Source organism: Burkholderia stagnalis, from assembly GCF_902830275.1.
Taxonomy (GTDB): domain Bacteria; phylum Pseudomonadota; class Gammaproteobacteria; order Burkholderiales; family Burkholderiaceae; genus Burkholderia; species Burkholderia stagnalis.
In genome coordinates, this window is the sequence record NZ_CADESW010000013.1 from 177,666 (window position 1) to 191,702 (window position 14,037).

The 14,037-nt window shown below is 66.6% G+C and carries 14 protein-coding genes and 3 pseudogenes; 7 read left to right on the forward strand and 10 right to left on the reverse strand.

Annotated features, from left to right (window positions below):
- Positions 1–9 precede the first annotated feature (9 nt).
- The 6 genes from aroQ to HWY45_RS22530 are packed head-to-tail and all read right to left on the reverse strand — an operon-like array spanning position 10 to position 4,326.
- Positions 10–453, reverse strand: a complete 444-nt coding sequence (aroQ, locus tag HWY45_RS22505; RefSeq protein ID WP_059558168.1) for a type II 3-dehydroquinate dehydratase — start codon at positions 451–453, stop codon at positions 10–12.
- 19 nt (positions 454–472) lie between these two features.
- Positions 473–1,306, reverse strand: coding sequence for a shikimate dehydrogenase (gene aroE / locus HWY45_RS22510; RefSeq protein WP_059558164.1), 834 nt, complete (start codon positions 1,304–1,306; stop codon positions 473–475).
- The gene (locus HWY45_RS22515) at positions 1,306–2,526 is read right to left on the reverse strand and encodes a CaiB/BaiF CoA transferase family protein (RefSeq protein ID WP_059880368.1); all 1,221 of its coding nucleotides are present in this window, start codon (positions 2,524–2,526) and stop codon (positions 1,306–1,308) included. The genes aroE and HWY45_RS22515 overlap by 1 nt, the downstream gene beginning before the upstream one ends.
- Positions 2,526–2,984, reverse strand: a complete 459-nt coding sequence (locus HWY45_RS22520) for a MaoC family dehydratase (protein WP_059880365.1) — start codon at positions 2,982–2,984, stop codon at positions 2,526–2,528. Before HWY45_RS22520 ends, HWY45_RS22515 begins: the two co-directional genes overlap by 1 nt.
- Before the next feature lie 2 nt (positions 2,985–2,986).
- Entirely contained in the window at positions 2,987–3,379 is a 393-nt protein-coding gene (locus tag HWY45_RS22525; RefSeq protein WP_010094005.1) for a VOC family protein, read from the reverse strand.
- Positions 3,376–4,326: a ketopantoate reductase family protein gene (locus tag HWY45_RS22530; protein WP_059880362.1), complete on the reverse strand. Its 951-nt coding sequence runs from the start codon at positions 4,324–4,326 to the stop codon at positions 3,376–3,378. Before HWY45_RS22530 ends, HWY45_RS22525 begins: the two co-directional genes overlap by 4 nt.
- A gap of 81 nt (positions 4,327–4,407) precedes the next feature.
- On the opposite strand from HWY45_RS22530, the gene HWY45_RS22535 reads away from it, so the two are divergent.
- The 6 genes and pseudogenes from HWY45_RS22535 (at position 4,408) to HWY45_RS22555 (ending at position 6,900) form a co-directional block, all read left to right on the forward strand.
- Positions 4,408–5,328 carry a LysR family transcriptional regulator gene (locus HWY45_RS22535; RefSeq protein WP_059880359.1) on the forward strand — a complete coding sequence of 307 codons (921 nt, stop codon included), beginning with the start codon at positions 4,408–4,410 and terminating at the stop codon, positions 5,326–5,328.
- A gap of 175 nt (positions 5,329–5,503) precedes the next feature.
- Positions 5,504–5,596: pseudogene (locus tag HWY45_RS37330) on the forward strand (diguanylate cyclase); the annotation flags it as partial.
- A gap of 197 nt (positions 5,597–5,793) precedes the next feature.
- Positions 5,794–5,952, forward strand: a pseudogene (locus HWY45_RS22540) (co-chaperone GroES); the annotation flags it as partial.
- Positions 5,949–6,056 (forward strand): annotated as a pseudogene (locus HWY45_RS22545) (TCP-1/cpn60 chaperonin family protein); the annotation flags it as partial. The pseudogenes HWY45_RS22540 and HWY45_RS22545, both read left to right, overlap by 4 nt.
- Positions 6,057–6,164: 108 nt before the next feature.
- Complete coding sequence (locus tag HWY45_RS22550) at positions 6,165–6,419, forward strand: hypothetical protein (RefSeq protein ID WP_059557567.1); 255 nt, start codon at positions 6,165–6,167, stop codon at positions 6,417–6,419.
- Positions 6,420–6,504: 85 nt separating this feature from the next.
- On the forward strand, positions 6,505–6,900 hold the full coding sequence (locus HWY45_RS22555; RefSeq protein WP_150998895.1) for a hypothetical protein: 396 nt from the start codon (positions 6,505–6,507) through the stop codon (positions 6,898–6,900).
- A 225-nt stretch (positions 6,901–7,125) separates the two neighbouring features.
- Here HWY45_RS22555 and HWY45_RS22560 read toward each other — a convergent pair whose 3' ends face one another.
- Positions 7,126–7,653, reverse strand: a complete 528-nt coding sequence (locus tag HWY45_RS22560; RefSeq protein ID WP_059880353.1) for a TetR/AcrR family transcriptional regulator — start codon at positions 7,651–7,653, stop codon at positions 7,126–7,128.
- A 62-nt stretch (positions 7,654–7,715) separates the two neighbouring features.
- Between HWY45_RS22560 and HWY45_RS22565 the strand changes: the two genes are divergently transcribed.
- Positions 7,716–7,868, forward strand: coding sequence for a hypothetical protein (locus HWY45_RS22565; protein WP_155635175.1), 153 nt, complete (start codon positions 7,716–7,718; stop codon positions 7,866–7,868).
- Positions 7,869–8,196: 328 nt separating this feature from the next.
- Here the strand turns inward: HWY45_RS22565 and HWY45_RS22570 are convergent, their stop codons facing one another.
- From HWY45_RS22570 to HWY45_RS22580, 3 genes are read right to left on the reverse strand one after another with little or no spacing between them, the layout of a single operon-like run.
- Positions 8,197–9,663, reverse strand: a complete 1,467-nt coding sequence (locus HWY45_RS22570) for an efflux transporter outer membrane subunit (protein ID WP_059880687.1) — start codon at positions 9,661–9,663, stop codon at positions 8,197–8,199.
- Complete coding sequence (locus HWY45_RS22575) at positions 9,663–12,830, reverse strand: efflux RND transporter permease subunit (protein WP_059880350.1); 3,168 nt, start codon at positions 12,828–12,830, stop codon at positions 9,663–9,665. Before HWY45_RS22575 ends, HWY45_RS22570 begins: the two co-directional genes overlap by 1 nt.
- A complete protein-coding gene (locus HWY45_RS22580) occupies positions 12,827–13,993 on the reverse strand; it encodes an efflux RND transporter periplasmic adaptor subunit (RefSeq protein WP_059880347.1) in 1,167 nt (388 codons plus the stop codon). The genes HWY45_RS22575 and HWY45_RS22580 overlap by 4 nt, the downstream gene beginning before the upstream one ends.
- Positions 13,994–14,037: the final 44 nt, after the last annotated feature.

Below are 14,037 nucleotides of genomic sequence, written 5' to 3' on the forward strand. Positions count from 1 at the left end.
GGAATCGGCCTAGTCCTCGCCGAGCGCCGACACTGCAGCCCTCAGCGCCAGCAGATAGCTTTGGACGCCGAAGCCGCAAATCTGCCCGCTGACGATCTCGGCCAGGACGGAGTGATGCCGGAACGGCTCGCGTGCATGAATGTTGGACATGTGCAGTTCGACGATCGGGCACGTGAGGATGGCAAGGGCATCGCGAATGCCGTAGCTGTAATGCGTCCACGCCCCCGCGTTGATCAGCACCGCATCCTGACGTTCCTCGAAAGCGCGATGAATGCGCTCGCACATCGCTCCCTCGCTGTTCGTCTGGAACGATTCCACCTGTGCACCCAGTTCCGTCGCGAGCCCTTGCAGCCGCGCATCGATCTGCGCGAGCGTGATCGTCCCGTACTGTGCCGGATCGCGCTTGCCGAACATGTTGTGATTGATGCCGTGCAGCATCAGGATCTTCTTCATGTGGATCTCCATCGCGTGTTCAATCAAACGGCACGGCCAGCCGATCGATCACCGAACTGGTCCTGGGGCGTACGCCGCGCCACCACGCGAACGCTTCGGCCGCCTGCTCGACCAGCATGCCGACGCCATCCGCGATCCCGTGCACCCCGGCATTTTTCGCGAGCCGGAGAAACGGCGTCAGCCGCTTGCCGTATGCAAGTTCGTAGGCCGTGCCGGCCGGACTGAACACGCTCGGCGGGACCGGCGGCAGGTCGCCGGTCAGGCTGGCCGACGTCGCATTGACGACCAGGTCGAAACGCCCCATCCGCGCGAGGTCTGCGTAGCCGCTGGCAACGAGCGAACCGCGTCCGGCAACCTGCGCGGCGAGTGCGCGCGCCTTGTCGACGTCGCGATTCGCGATGACCAGTTCAGCCGGTCCGGCTTCGAGGAACGGCAAAAGCGCGCCGCGTGCCGCGCCGCCTGCACCGAGCACCAGTACACGCTTGCCGGCCATCGGCAGATGGAGGTTCGCTTCGATATCGCGAACCAGTCCGATGCCGTCGAAGTTGTCCGCCAGGATGCGGCCGCCGTCGAACTTGAGCGCGTTGGCCGCGCCCGCGAGCATCGCGCGCTCGCTGCGTTCGTCCGACATCGCGAACGCATCGAGCTTGAACGGCGCGGTAACGTTGATGCCCTTGCCGCCGCCCTCGAAAAACGCACGAACCGCGACAGCGAAAGCGCCTGCCGGCTCGACGGGCCCCTCGATCGCCGTATAGCTGATGTCCTGCCGCGTTTCTTGCGCGAAGAGACCGTGAATCAGCGGGGATTTCGTGTGTCCGATCGGATTGCCGATCACCGCGTATTGGTCGGTCATCATTGGCTCGCTTTTGAATAGAGGACGCCATCGGCCTGCATCGCGTCGATTTCGGCCGCATCGAACCCGAGGGAAAGAGCGATTTCCGCGTTGTGCTGCCCGAGATCGGGCGCGACGTCGCGAATCGTCGTATCGCAATCGGAAAACCGGAAGGGCAGGTTGGGCAGGCGCAGCGTCCCGTAGCGCGGATGCTGTTGCTCGACGACCATGCCTCTGGCCTGGATCTGCGGATCGTTCAACACCTCGTCGATGCGCTGCACCTTCGCGCAGGGAACGTCGATGCCGTCCAGCAGATCCAGCACCGACGCGACGGAACGCGCGGCCACCCACGGCTCGACCACGGACAGGATCTCCGCGCGGTGCGCGTTGCGCCCGGTGCTGTCGTGAAACCGCGTGTCGGCGCCGAAGCTTGCCGGGCCGCCATGCGTCGCGATCAGCTCGGCAAAGCGCTTCCACGCGTCGTCGACTTGCGCGGCGATCACGAGATCGCCGTCCGCGGCGCGGAACACGCCATAGAGCGTCGAGGTCGGCATGTCGTGCCCCGTCTGCTCGGGCAGCACGCCTTTCAGCGTGTAGCACTGCACCGCATATTCGTGCATCGATACCAGCGTGTCGTACAGCGCCATGTCGACGTGTTGCCCGCGGCCGCTCTTCACGCGCCCCAGCAGCGCGGCGTTGATGGCCGCGACCGCATGAATGCCGGTGTACATGTCGCCGAGCGAGATGCGCAGCAACGGCGGCCGCTCGCCCGGCGTGCCGACCATCTGCATGATTCCGCTCTTGGCTTCCGCGATCAGCCCGAAGCCTGCGCGATGCGCATCGGGACCGGTATGCCCGTACGCCGAAATCGAACAGTAGACGAGGCCCGGATTGCGCGCCGACAGTTCGGCATAGCCGAGCCCGAGCTTGTCCAGCGCGCCCGGCCGATAGTTCTCGATGAACACGTCGGCCGAGTCGCACAGGCGCTGCATGAACGCCTTGCCGCGCGCGTCCTTCATGTTGACGCTCACGCCGCGCTTGCCCATGTTGAGCTGCAGGAAGTAGCCGCTTTGCTGGTCGTCGAGCACGGTCGCGTGCTGGCGTCCGGCGTCGCCCGAGCCGGGCCGCTCGACCTTGATGACTTCGGCGCCGAGCGCCGCGAGACAGCGCCCGACATACGGACCGGCAAGGAAGTGGCTGTAGTCGACGACGCGAATGCCTTCGAGTGGGCGGGCCTGCATTACAGTGCCTCCGGGCGGCGCGGCACCATCAGGCGATGCTCGCCATGTTGAACGACCTGACCGTCCTGATTGATCAGCTCCGACGGCAGCACCACGATGCCCCAGCCCGGTCGGCTCTTGCTGGCCCGCATCGAGCCGACGCGGAACTTCACGTGCAGCACGTCGCCGACCTTGATCGGCAGCAGGAAATCCCACGTCCAGCCGAGCGACATGCCCGGCAGAAAGCGATAGTCGCTCTGCGTCTTCAGGCCGTCGGCGATGGACAAGCCGAACAGCCCGTGCGCGACGAGGCACCCGAAATGGCTCGCGTTCGCGTATTCCTCGTCCACGTGGACGGGCGTATGGTCGCCGGTGAGGTCGGCGTACGCGAGAATGCGCTCCTTGGTCACGATGTAGCTCGGACTCGTGCACACGTCACCCTCGCGGGCGTCGTCCCAGTATTTTTCGACGATCGTCATGGTCACGCCTCCGCGCGCGGGTTGATTGCCAGCGCCTGCGCGACGCAGGAAGCCGGCCGGGCCTGGATCAGTTCGACGGCAAGCCCGTCGGGCAGGCGAAGCCAGTTCCGCCCCTGCGGCATTTCCGTCACGCCGAATCGTTGTGCCGCGGCGAGCGCGGCCTCCAGGTCTTCGCACATCACGCCGAGGTGGGCGAGGCGGCCTTCCGGGCCATCGTGTTCCGGCGCGTGGATGAACTGCAGGCCGCCGAGCGTCCAGTACTGCCGCGGCGCGTCGAGCGTGCCGTCCACTTCGCGCAGGGTCATGCCGAGCACTTCCTCGAAGAAACGGATGTGCCAGCGGATGTCCTTCACCCAGATCGCAACGTGTTCGAGATAGGCTTTCGGGGCATTCATGCGGCGGCCTCCTGCCGTTGGCGATCGGCCATTGCGCGTTCCAGCCCCTTGATGCAGGCGACGAGCGTTGCATTCACCGGGGTCGGCACGCCGTAGCGCTGCCCCCAGCGCACGACCGAACCGTTGATGAAGTCGATTTCGGTGATCGAGCCCTTTTCCAGGCTTTGCAGCATCGACGTCTTGAAGGCTGCGGGCAGCCCCTCGGCGGCGAGCGTCCATGCCTGTTCGGGATCGGTCATCGACAGCTTGACGCCGGCTGCCTGCGCGGCCGCGATCGCCTCGGCCACGGCCGCGAGCGACGTCGCCTTCAGCAGCGGTTCGTCGTAAAGCTGCCCGTAGGTGAGGCCGGTAAGGCCCGTCAGCGCGCCCGTCGCGACATTCACCAGCAGCTTGTCCCACATCGTGCCGACGATGTTGTCGCTGATCGTCGTGGCCAGGCCGGCGGCATCGAACGCGGCGGCGATCGCCTGTACGCGCGGCGTAATGCGGCCGTCGAGTTCGCCGATATAGGTGTACTTGCCGATCACGCCGGATTCGATATGGCCCGCGCCGCGCAGCACGCCGCCGACGTAGGTCTTGCCCGCGAGGACGCGCTCGCGGCCGACGACGTCGATCAGGATGTCCTCGTGTCCGAGGCCGTTCTGCAGCGACAGCACGGCGGTATCCGGCCCCACCAGCGATTGGGCGCCGCGGATGGCCGCATCGGTGTGGAACGACTTGACCAGCACCACCACCAGGTCGGCCACGCCGACGTCGGCAGCCCGAGTCGTCGCGTGGACGCGTACGTGGCGGGTGCCGCCGGCGTCGTCGACGCGCAGGCCGTCGCGGCTCATCGCATCGACGTGCGCGGGCGAGCGGTCGATCAGCCAGGTCTCATGGCCGCCTTGGGTGAGGGTGGCGCCGATCGCACAGCCCAATGCGCCAGCCCCCAGAATCGCGATTTTCAATGGCTTCTCCTTGACGTATGGCCTCACGATAGGAGTCGCCGTTCATGCCGACAATACAATGGATACAATGTCGTCATTGCGATGGACAATAACGCCATGATGCCCGCCGACCTGCCCGACCTGAAGCTGCTTCAGCTTTTCGATCTCCTGTACGACGTGCGCAGCGTCACGCGCGTAGCCGAGCAACTGGGCCAGAGCCAGCCGACGGTCAGCATCTGGCTCGGGCACTTGCGGGAATACCTGCACGATCCGCTCTTCATCCGAACGCCCGGCGGCATGGCGCCGACGCCGCAAGCCGACGCGCTGATCGGGCCATGCCGGGAAATTCTCGAGTCGCTGCGGCGCTTCACCGCGTGGGAAATCGCGTTCGATCCTGCGACAGCCCAGAGACGGTTTCGCATCTGCATGACCGACGCGAGCCACATCACGCTGCTTCCGCGGCTGCTGGCCCACGTCCGGGCGCAGGCGCCCGGCGTCCGGCTGGAAGCCGCACGGATCGACGGCAATACGGAACGCGCGCTCGAATCCGGCGAAGCCGATCTGGCGATCGGCTATGTGCCGTGGCTAGGCGGCGGCATTTATCAGCAGAAGCTGTACGACCAGGACTGGGTCTGTCTGGCCAACCGGCATCACCCGAGGATTCGCGGTCGCCTCGGGGCAAAGCAGTATCGTTCGGAAGGACATGTCGCCATTACGGCGGGAACGGGCGCACAACTCCTCGAGCAGGCGCTGCGACAGGCGCGCATCGAGCGCGACGTGGTGCTGGAGTTGCCGGGTTTTCTGGGTTTGGGTGCGATCGTCCAGACGACCGACCTGATCACGACGCTACCCCGTCATATCGGCCAGACACTGGCTCAGGCGAGCGATCTGGCGGTTCATGCGTGCCCGATCCCGGTTGACGGGTTTGCGGTACGGCAGCATTGGCATGCGCGCTATCACCATGAGGCGGGCAACCGGTGGCTGCGCGGCGTCGTGATTGGATTGTTCGGTGCATCGCATTGACGGGTATTCGCGACGCCTGCCCGGTGACAATTTCAATGCGCAGCGCACGAGCTCACGAATTCATACGGTTTCGCGTCTCTCCACCGTCAACGACCGGTGAAAAACCGGTGACGAATGTATTTTCCGCTACGGTGACGCTCGGCTTTCGACCGGCGCGCTAGATCCGCCGGACATACAATCCGGCGCGTGGGCGGTCGAGCGCGTCGAGCGGCGCGGCTGCAACGTGATCGGCGCCAGCGCTGCCGAGGCGCTCGCTATCGCCTCGGCAGGGTCCATCGCATCCTGCTGCCGCGCGGAAACAATTTGTTACAACGAGCCGTTTTCACGCCCTCTTGAAGCGCGCGATGGACGCCACTATTTCGCAATCCGCCAGACATCGGCTCGGCTGCATCGCGGCGTTCCACGCGCCCCGGTACACAGCCGGATTCCCTTATTGGTGATCCTTTAATCGCTCAGGAGATGGAAATGCAGATTCGTCCCCTCTACGACCGGGTTATCGTCAAGCGAATCGAGACGCAGCGGACGACGGCTTCGGGCATCGTGATACCCGATTCCGCGGCAGAAAAACCAGAACAAGGCGAAGTCGTCGCAGCCGGCAGCGGCCGGCTGCTGCAGGATGGAACGCCGCATCGATTGCCGGGCTGATCCTGACGACGGATGCAACGGCTGCCGATGCGCCGAAGGACGAAAAGCCGGTGCAGTCCGCCACACCGGAACTCGAGTACTGACCCGGCAGCGGGTCGTGCATGCGCCGGCCAACAGTCGCGGCCGGCGCAACGCGTTCGGCGCCGCACGCTGTCCTCGTAATGCGGCGCCGCCTTTTTCCGGAAACCAACATGAAACTCGAACTTCGCATTGACGCAAAGCCGCTCGACATTGAGCTCGACGACGTCGTGGCAGGACTGCTGACCGCCCGGCTTAACCTGCCCGCAGGCGCCGACAACAAGGACGCACTCGCGCGCTACCTCAGCGAAAAGGGCGAGCCCTGGAGTCTCGACGAGGAGCACATGCGCAGGCGCATACTTCGCCGGCTGATTCTGGATATCGCAGACCCGGCGCTGGTCATCCGCCATCTCATGGCTGACGAGTGAACTTGCCCGACCAGCCAGAGCGGGGCCGTGGCGACATAGGCCCGTGTCTCGACTGTCTTGCTGTCCCGCAGAATCGGACATCACGATGCCCGGCGATGCTCGCTCGTCTGTTCGCTCATCGATTCGCCTTCCCGCTGGCGTGCTCGGAATCGACTACCTCAAGTTTCTACAACTTTCGGTTGACGACGAGCTGCTCGGCGAGGCGTCACTCGGCGACGAAGCGCTGGGGGAAGCCATGAGCGCCATCCGCGTTGGTTCAATGCGCGCGGCACGGCCGGCAATGAGGGTCTTCTTTGATGGCTGCCGGTTCTGGCTCGCCAGTCACTTTCACCGCTATGAGGCGGCCCGCCGTCTCGGTGCCCGTCATCAGGAATTCTGGTGCGAGATTAGGCCAGGTCCAAAGGACGACGCCGTGCGATATGCGTCGAGCGTTTCCGGCTTCATGCATTTCCGCCACGACGCTTCCACATCGGCTGGCTGACCGTCATCGATGGATTCGTTGCGTTCGTTGCCCATGGCGAGCCGCGTTTGTCGGGTTTGCTCACATCGTGTTCAGGCGGGTGGCCGCAGACACCTTTCTGCGTCTCGAAAGGCGGAAGACAGACGCGAGTGGAACGGAAACCACCCGCTGACAACACGGCCCGTCTGGGTCCACGGCGGTATCAGGTCCGGCGACGGCCCCGACGAGCGCTCGCATGGCCGTCCGCTACGCCGCATCGCCACGCCGTGCGCATCGCGCGCCGACGCTCAGCAGCGCAACGCCGAGCGTGGCCGCCCATTCGGTCGAGCATGGCATCGCGTCCGCGGCACCCGCCAAGCCGCCTGCCATATCCGGTGGCGCGGCCGGTTCGGCCTGCAGGCGGTCGACCATCTGCCGGAATCCGGCATCGCGCAGCGCGTACAGATGGACCTCGACCCACAGCGGGAAACATTCCCAGCCGGCGGCAATGTGCGCGTAGTCGGCGACCGTGCGAGAACCGCAACGCGCGCGCGTCGCCGGCCGCACCTTCGTCAGCAGTCGATCGCGGTCGCGACGCAGGATCTCGATCAACAGCTCGCGCTTGTGCGCGAAGTTCGCATAGAACGCGCCGCGCGTGTAACCCGCGCGCCCGGCGATATCCTCGATGGTCGTATCGGCGAAGCCCTTTGCGATGAAGCATTCGCGAGCGGCGGCGATAAGCCGTTCGCGGGTGTCGAGCCGGCGTTGCTCGCGGGGGAGGCGTGAGGGTTTCATCCTGTGCTGTCTGTGCGGTGGAATTGACTGTTGCGGCGCAATATCGCGCCACGCGAAATGTCATGTCGACCCGGGCGCTGGAACGAATAGACGAGATCCAGATGCGTGACGAGCGGATTCGCGACGTCGCGCTTTTCGCAATGGTGGTCAGCGTCGTCGACATCGGGATGTACATCGCAAGTCAACGCCGAGATGCCCGCCCGGCGCGAAATTGAAGCCGGCTTCGAACGCCGGGTTCCATGACGCACTGTCCGACGACCGGGTCGCGCAGCCCGATCCGCCGGCGCCGACGTCGACCGGCGCGCCCGCAACGCCGCCTTCGACCAATGCGGCGCACGATATCGGCCGGCGGCGCGGCGGACGCTGAAGCAGCAGGTCGCATTCGTGGCAGGCGACCAGGTTGTCGGATTTCATCGGGTCTCGATCATGCGGGTCATTAAGGCCCGGCGCCGCGCGACGCACGGTACGCCGGGCATCGGGCTTCGAGATTGCGGACCGGTGCGGCCCGAATGCGCGCGGCCGGCCCCTCGACGCAAGCAGCGGCTATTGCCGGGCCGCGACCGTCGCGCCGGTGTCGGGCGGCAGTTCGCCCATTGCCTGCAGCAGCACCGCCGTATCGGTCATCCGTCGGCTCGCGGCACGCACCGCATCGAGCTCCGCGCTCAGATAGCGCTGCTCGCCCGACCGTTGCGCGGACATCGGAACGGCACCCAATGTGCGGCGTTGCACCGTTTCGTGGAAGGCCTCGCCGGCCGCGCGCGCCGCGAGTTCGTTCGCGGCCAGCGCTTGCGCGTCGTTGTCCAGCGCGGCGAGCGAATCGGCGACGTCGCCGAATGCGGACAGCACCGCCGCCTTGTACTGCAGCACTGCGGCGTCGTACGCGTCGCGCGACGCCCGCCGGTGAGCCAGCAGCGCACCGCCGTGGAAGATCGGCTGCGACAGCCCGGCGCCGACGGCCCACAGCCCGCCCGCGCCCGACAACAGCGCTGGCCAGCTGAAGCCGCCGCGCCCCATCGTCGCCGTGAGCGACAGGCTCGGGAACAACTGGGCGGTCGCCTCGCCGACGTCCGCCGATGCCGCCTTCACGGCTGCCGCGGCCGCGCGGATGTCAGGGCGCGCCTTCAGCAGGTCGGACGGCACGACCACGGGCACGTGTTCCGGCAGCGACAGCCCGGTGAAGGAGGGGACCGGCGGCGGCGTATCGGGCGTGCGGCCCAGCAGGATCGCCAGCGCGTGAACCGCGCTCGTACGTTGCTGGCGCAGCGGCGGCAGCGTCGCGGCAAGCGACGCCGCGGCCTGCGTCGACGCCAGCGCCTGCACGTGGGACACCGCGCCGAGCGCGTAACGCTGCTGGTCTTCGAGTGCGGATGCCTCGGTGACGGCGACCTGGCGCTCCGTCAGCAGGATCTGGCGGTCGAGCGTCGCGGCGCGGATGGCGGTGCCGACGATGTTGGCCGCCAGCGCACGCCTTGCTGCTTCGAGCTCACAACCGCGCGCGTCGACGCGCGCGGCGCTCGCGTCGTTCGCATATCGCGTGGCGCCGAACAGGTCGAAGGTGTAATGCGCCTGCAGTTGTCCGACGAAGACGTTGTAGCGCAGGCTTTGCGCGCCGGCGCCGGAGATGTCCGGCGTGCGCGTGCGGGCCGCCTGCGCGTTCGCGTCGATCGACGGCAGCGTCGATGCGCCGATCTGCGCGCGCAGTTCCTCCTGCGCGGCGGCGAGCGTCTTTTCCGCCGCTGCCAGCGTCGGGTTTGCGCGCAGGCCTTCGTCGACCAGCGCGTCGAGCGCGCTGGAGCGATACAGGCGCCACCATTGCGGGACGGGCGCGGCGCCGACGTCGAATTGCTGCGCGACGCCTGCCGCTTCGGCGGTGCGCGGCGCCTGAGGCGTCGCGCCGTAGTGCGCCGGCAAAGGCATCGCGGGCGGCGTGCTGCTCGGGGCCATTGCACAGCCGCTCAGGCCGAGCGCTGCGCTCGCGGCGAGCACCGATGTGATACGGGGGAAATTCATCAGCATGTCTCCGAGGACGCGACGTCCATCGCGCGCGACTCGCGTTCGTCGCTGCGCACCTTGAAGCACGTCGCATAGAGGGCCGGCAGGAAGAAGATGGTCAGCACCGTCGCGATCGTGATGCCGCCCATCAGCGCGGTGGCCATCGGGCCGAAGAAGCCGGAACGCAACAGCGGAATCAGCGCGAACACGGCGGCGGCGGCAGTCAGCATGATCGGCCGGAAGCGGCGCACGGTCGCGCCCACGATCGCGGCGAAGCGTGGCTGCCCGGCCGCGATGTCCTGGTCGATCTGATCGACCAGGATCACGGAATTGCGCATGATGATCCCGAACATCGCGATCACGCCGAGCAGCGCGACGAAGCCGAACGGCTTGCCGAACAGCAGCAGCGCCGCGACCACGCCGATCAGGCCGAGCGGGGCCGTCAGCACGACGATGAAGGTGCGCGAGAAGCGCTTCAGCTGGATCATCAGCAGCGTCAGCACCGCGATGATCATGAGCGGCATCTGCGCGTTGATCGACGTCTGGCCCTTCATGCTCTCCTCCGCTGCACCGCCGATCTCGATCCGGTAACCGGCCGGCAGCGTGGCGCGCAGCGTCGCCACGGCGCTGTCGATGTCGCGCGTCACGCCGATGCTCGGCGCTTCGCCACGGACGTCGGCCTGCACCGTGACGGTCGGCTGGCGGTCGCGTTCCCAGATCACGCCGTATTCGAGCGTGTCGCGCACGTGGCCGATCGTGCCGAGCGGTACCGGGCCATGCGGCGTCGGGATCGCCAGGCCGGCGAGCCTGGACGGGTCGATGCGTTCGCTCTTCGGCGCACGCAGGTCGACGTCGATCAGCTTGTCGCGCTCGCGATACTGCGTGACCGTATAGCCGGACAGCGTCATCGCGAGAAAGCCGGACACATCTTGCGACGTCACGCCGAGCTGGCGCGCCTTCAGTTGATCGATTTCGAACGACACCGATCGCTCCGCCGGCTCGTCCCAGTCGAACTGCACGTTGCGCGTGCGGGCATCGGCACGCACCTTGTCCGCCACTTTTTCGGCGATGCCGCGAACGGTCGCGATGTCGTCGCCGCTCACGCGGAACTTGATCGGAAAGCCGACGGGCGGCCCGTTTTCGAGGCGCGCGACGCGCGTGCGCACGGTCGGGAAGCGGCTTGCAAGCGTCGATTCGAGCCAATGCGACAAGCGGTCGCGCGATTCGACGTCCTTGGCCGTGATCACGAACTGCGCGAAGTTCGGCTGCTGGAGCTGCTGGTCGAGCGGCAGGTAGAAGCGCGGCGCGCCGGTGCCGACGAAATCGACGACGTGATCGATTTCTGCCCGGCCATCGAGTACCTTCTCGAGCCGCCTGGCCTCACGCAGTGTCGCGTCGAACGACGCGCCTTCCGGCAAGCGCATGTCGACCAGCAGTTCCGGCCGCTCCGAATTCGGGAAAAACTGCTGCGGCACGCGCGTGAATGCCGCCATCGCGATCGCGAACAGCACACCCGTTACGCCCAGCACCACCCAGCGGCGCTCGATGCACGCCGAGATCCATCCGGACAGCCGCCGGTAAAAGCCCGTTTCATAAACGTCCTGCCCATGTGCTTGAGCGTCGTGATGCTGCTCGGGCAGCATGTGGTAGCCGAGCAGCGGCACCAGCACGACGGCCGCGAACCACGACACGATCAGCGAGATCGCGGATACCTCGAAGATCGACCGCGTGTATTCGCCGGTGCTCGATTTCGCGAGCGCGATCGGCAGGAAGCCCGATACCGTGACGAGCGTGCCGGTCAACATCGGGAACGCCGTGCTCGTATACGCGAATGCCGCGGCGCGTGTCCGGCTCCAGCCCTGCTCGAGCTTCACCGCCATCATTTCGACGGCGATGATCGCATCGTCCACCAACAGCCCCAGCGCGAGCACCAGCGTGCCGAGCGACACCTTGTCGAGGCCGATGCCGAACGCGTGCATGCACAGTGCCGTCACGGCGAGCACGATCGGAATCGTGATGACGACGACCATGCCGGTGCGCAGGCCCAGCGACACGAGGCTGACGACGAGCACGATCGCGACGGCTTCGCCGACCGCTTCGACGAAGTCGTCCACCGAGTGCTTGACGGCGTGCGGCATGCTCGACACCGCGGTCAGCTTCAGACCGGCGGGCAAGCCGGCCTGCAACTCGCTTGCCTTTGCATCGAGCGCCTTGCCGAGGTCGATCACGTCACCGCCTTTTTGCATCGTGACGCCGATGCCGAGCACCGCGTGACCGTTCGTACGCATCTGCGTGACGGGCGGATCGTCGTAGCCGCGCGTGACCTTCGCGACGTCGCCGAGCCGGAACGTCCGGGCGTTCACCGTGATCAGCATGTCGGCGAGCGCCTGCGTGTCCTTGAATGCGCCGCCCGGTCGTACGAACACGCGATCGTCGGCCGTCGTGACCGTGCCTGCCGGGGCGACGGCGTTTTGCGCGTCGATGGCCTGCGCGAGCTGCTGCGGCGTGATCGCGAGGCGCGTCAGCTGCGCGTTCGAGATCTCGACGAACACGTGCTGGGCGGGGTCGCCGAAGTAGTCGACCTTCGCGACGCCCGGCACGCGCAGCAGCACGGTGCGCAGCTTGTCCGCGTAATCGTGCAGCTGCGCGGGCGAATAGCCGTCGCCTTCGAGCGCATAGACGTTGGTATAGACGTCGCCGAATTCGTCGTTGAAGAACGGGCCGACGGTGCCCTTCGGCAGCGTCGGCCGGATGTCGCCGACCTTCTTGCGCACCTGATACCAGGTTTCCGGCACCTGGTCGACGGGTGCTGAATCCTTCATCGCAAAGAAGATCATCGACTCGCCGGGGCGCGAATAGCTCTTGACGTTATCGACGTAAGGTGCGGCCTGGAGCTGGCGGCCGATCCGGTCAGTGACCTGTTCCTGCACTTCGCGCGCCGTGGCGCCCGGCCAATAGGTCTGGATCACCATCGTGCGGAACGTGAACGGCGGATCCTCCGATTGCGCGAGGCGCGTATAGCCGATCACGCCGAAGATCGTCGCGAGGCCGATCAGGAAAATCACCAGTTGCTGATGCTTCAGCGCCCACGCGGAGAGATTGAAACGGTCATCGTCGCGCGACGCGGCATCGGCTTGCGCGCCGTGGCCCCCGTCGTTCGAATGCCAGTGTTGCGGAGCATTCATGACGTGAAGTCCTCCGCATGCAGCGGCGGCACCACGCGCACGTGCTGGCCGGCGCTGACCGTATGGACGCCTTGCATCACGACGCGTTCTTCGTCCGCGAGGCCCGACGTGACGGTGATCGTGCGCTCGTCGTAGCGTCCGACCGTTACCGGGCGCAGTTCCAGCGTGTCGCTGCCTTTGCGAACGACCCAGACCGCCGGCGCTTCGCCGCGATGAAAGAGCGCCGTGGCCGGCAGGGTGATCGCACGGTCCGCGGCGGTGTCGGCGGCGCCGTCGAACGTTACGCTGGCGGTCATGCCGGAGCGGACGTCCGGGCCCGGCGAGAGCAGGGTCAGCTTCACGCGCCAGGTGCGGCTCTGCGGATCGGCGGCCGCCGCGACTTCGCGCACGCGTGCGTCGAGCACCTTGCCCGGCAGCGCCGTCAGGCTGACGTGCGCGGTGCGGCCGACCGAGAGATCGCGCAGATCGTGCTCCGAGACGTCGCAGAGGATGTCGAGGTCGCCGCTCCAGTCCAGATGAAACACCGCCTGGCCGGGCTCGACGTTCTGCCCGGTATCGGCATCCTCCGACGTGATGACGCCGTCGTGATCCGCGACTAGCGTCGCGTAGCGCAGGTGATCCTCCGCGAGCGCTATTTGTGCGAGCGCGGAATCGCGTTGCGCGACCGCCGATGCATACGCGTCCTGCGTTGTCTCGAGCTGCGCGGGCGCAATCAGGTTGGCCTGAGCCTGGGCGCGGTCACGATCCAGTTGTTGCTTTGCGTAGGCGACGCGATGCTCGGCGGCATCGAGCTGTGCGCGCGCGTTCAGCAAAGTGTTGTGCAGATCGGCCGGATCGAGCATCGCGAGGGCCTGGCCGGCCTTGACGGTGTCGCCGATTCTCACGCGCCGCTCGACGATCTTGCCGCCGACCCGGAACGACAACGGCGTCGAATATCGCGCCTGAACCTGCGCGGGCAGCACGCGCTGCACTGCGCCGTTGTCCGGATGAACCGGTAGCGCGACCACCGGTTGCAGTTCGGGCGCCGGGGCCTCATGCGAGTGGCAAGCCGCGAGAAGAATCGCACAGCAGGCGAACGCGATCGGGGCGCGCCGAAGCGGCGGCACGATGCGTGTCAGAAACGGGCGCGTTGAAGTCCGCGCGTCAAGACCGGGTGATTTCACGATGTTTCCAAGACAAATGAGGGGCCAACTGAAAAGGGTTCGGC

Bases quoted from the DNA above. Each gene is read 5' to 3' on its own strand.
- HWY45_RS22555 (WP_150998895.1), top strand. From the start codon at position 6,505: ATGCCCGGCGATGCTCGCTCGTCTGTTCGCTCATCGATTCGCCTTCCC.
- HWY45_RS22550 (WP_059557567.1), top strand. From the start codon at position 6,165: ATGAAACTCGAACTTCGCATTGACGCAAAGCCGCTCGACATTGAGCTC.
- aroQ (WP_059558168.1), bottom strand. From the start codon at position 453: ATGAAGAAGATCCTGATGCTGCACGGCATCAATCACAACATGTTCGGC.
- HWY45_RS22520 (WP_059880365.1), bottom strand. From the start codon at position 2,984: ATGACGATCGTCGAAAAATACTGGGACGACGCCCGCGAGGGTGACGTG.
- HWY45_RS22570 (WP_059880687.1), bottom strand. From the start codon at position 9,663: ATGAATTTCCCCCGTATCACATCGGTGCTCGCCGCGAGCGCAGCGCTC.
- aroE (WP_059558164.1), bottom strand. From the start codon at position 1,306: ATGACCGACCAATACGCGGTGATCGGCAATCCGATCGGACACACGAAA.
- HWY45_RS22565 (WP_155635175.1), top strand. From the start codon at position 7,716: ATGTCGACCCGGGCGCTGGAACGAATAGACGAGATCCAGATGCGTGAC.
- HWY45_RS22515 (WP_059880368.1), bottom strand. From the start codon at position 2,526: ATGCAGGCCCGCCCACTCGAAGGCATTCGCGTCGTCGACTACAGCCAC.
- HWY45_RS22575 (WP_059880350.1), bottom strand. From the start codon at position 12,830: ATGAATGCTCCGCAACACTGGCATTCGAACGACGGGGGCCACGGCGCG.
- HWY45_RS22560 (WP_059880353.1), bottom strand. From the start codon at position 7,653: ATGAAACCCTCACGCCTCCCCCGCGAGCAACGCCGGCTCGACACCCGC.
- HWY45_RS22535 (WP_059880359.1), top strand. From the start codon at position 4,408: ATGGACAATAACGCCATGATGCCCGCCGACCTGCCCGACCTGAAGCTG.
- HWY45_RS22525 (WP_010094005.1), bottom strand. From the start codon at position 3,379: ATGAATGCCCCGAAAGCCTATCTCGAACACGTTGCGATCTGGGTGAAG.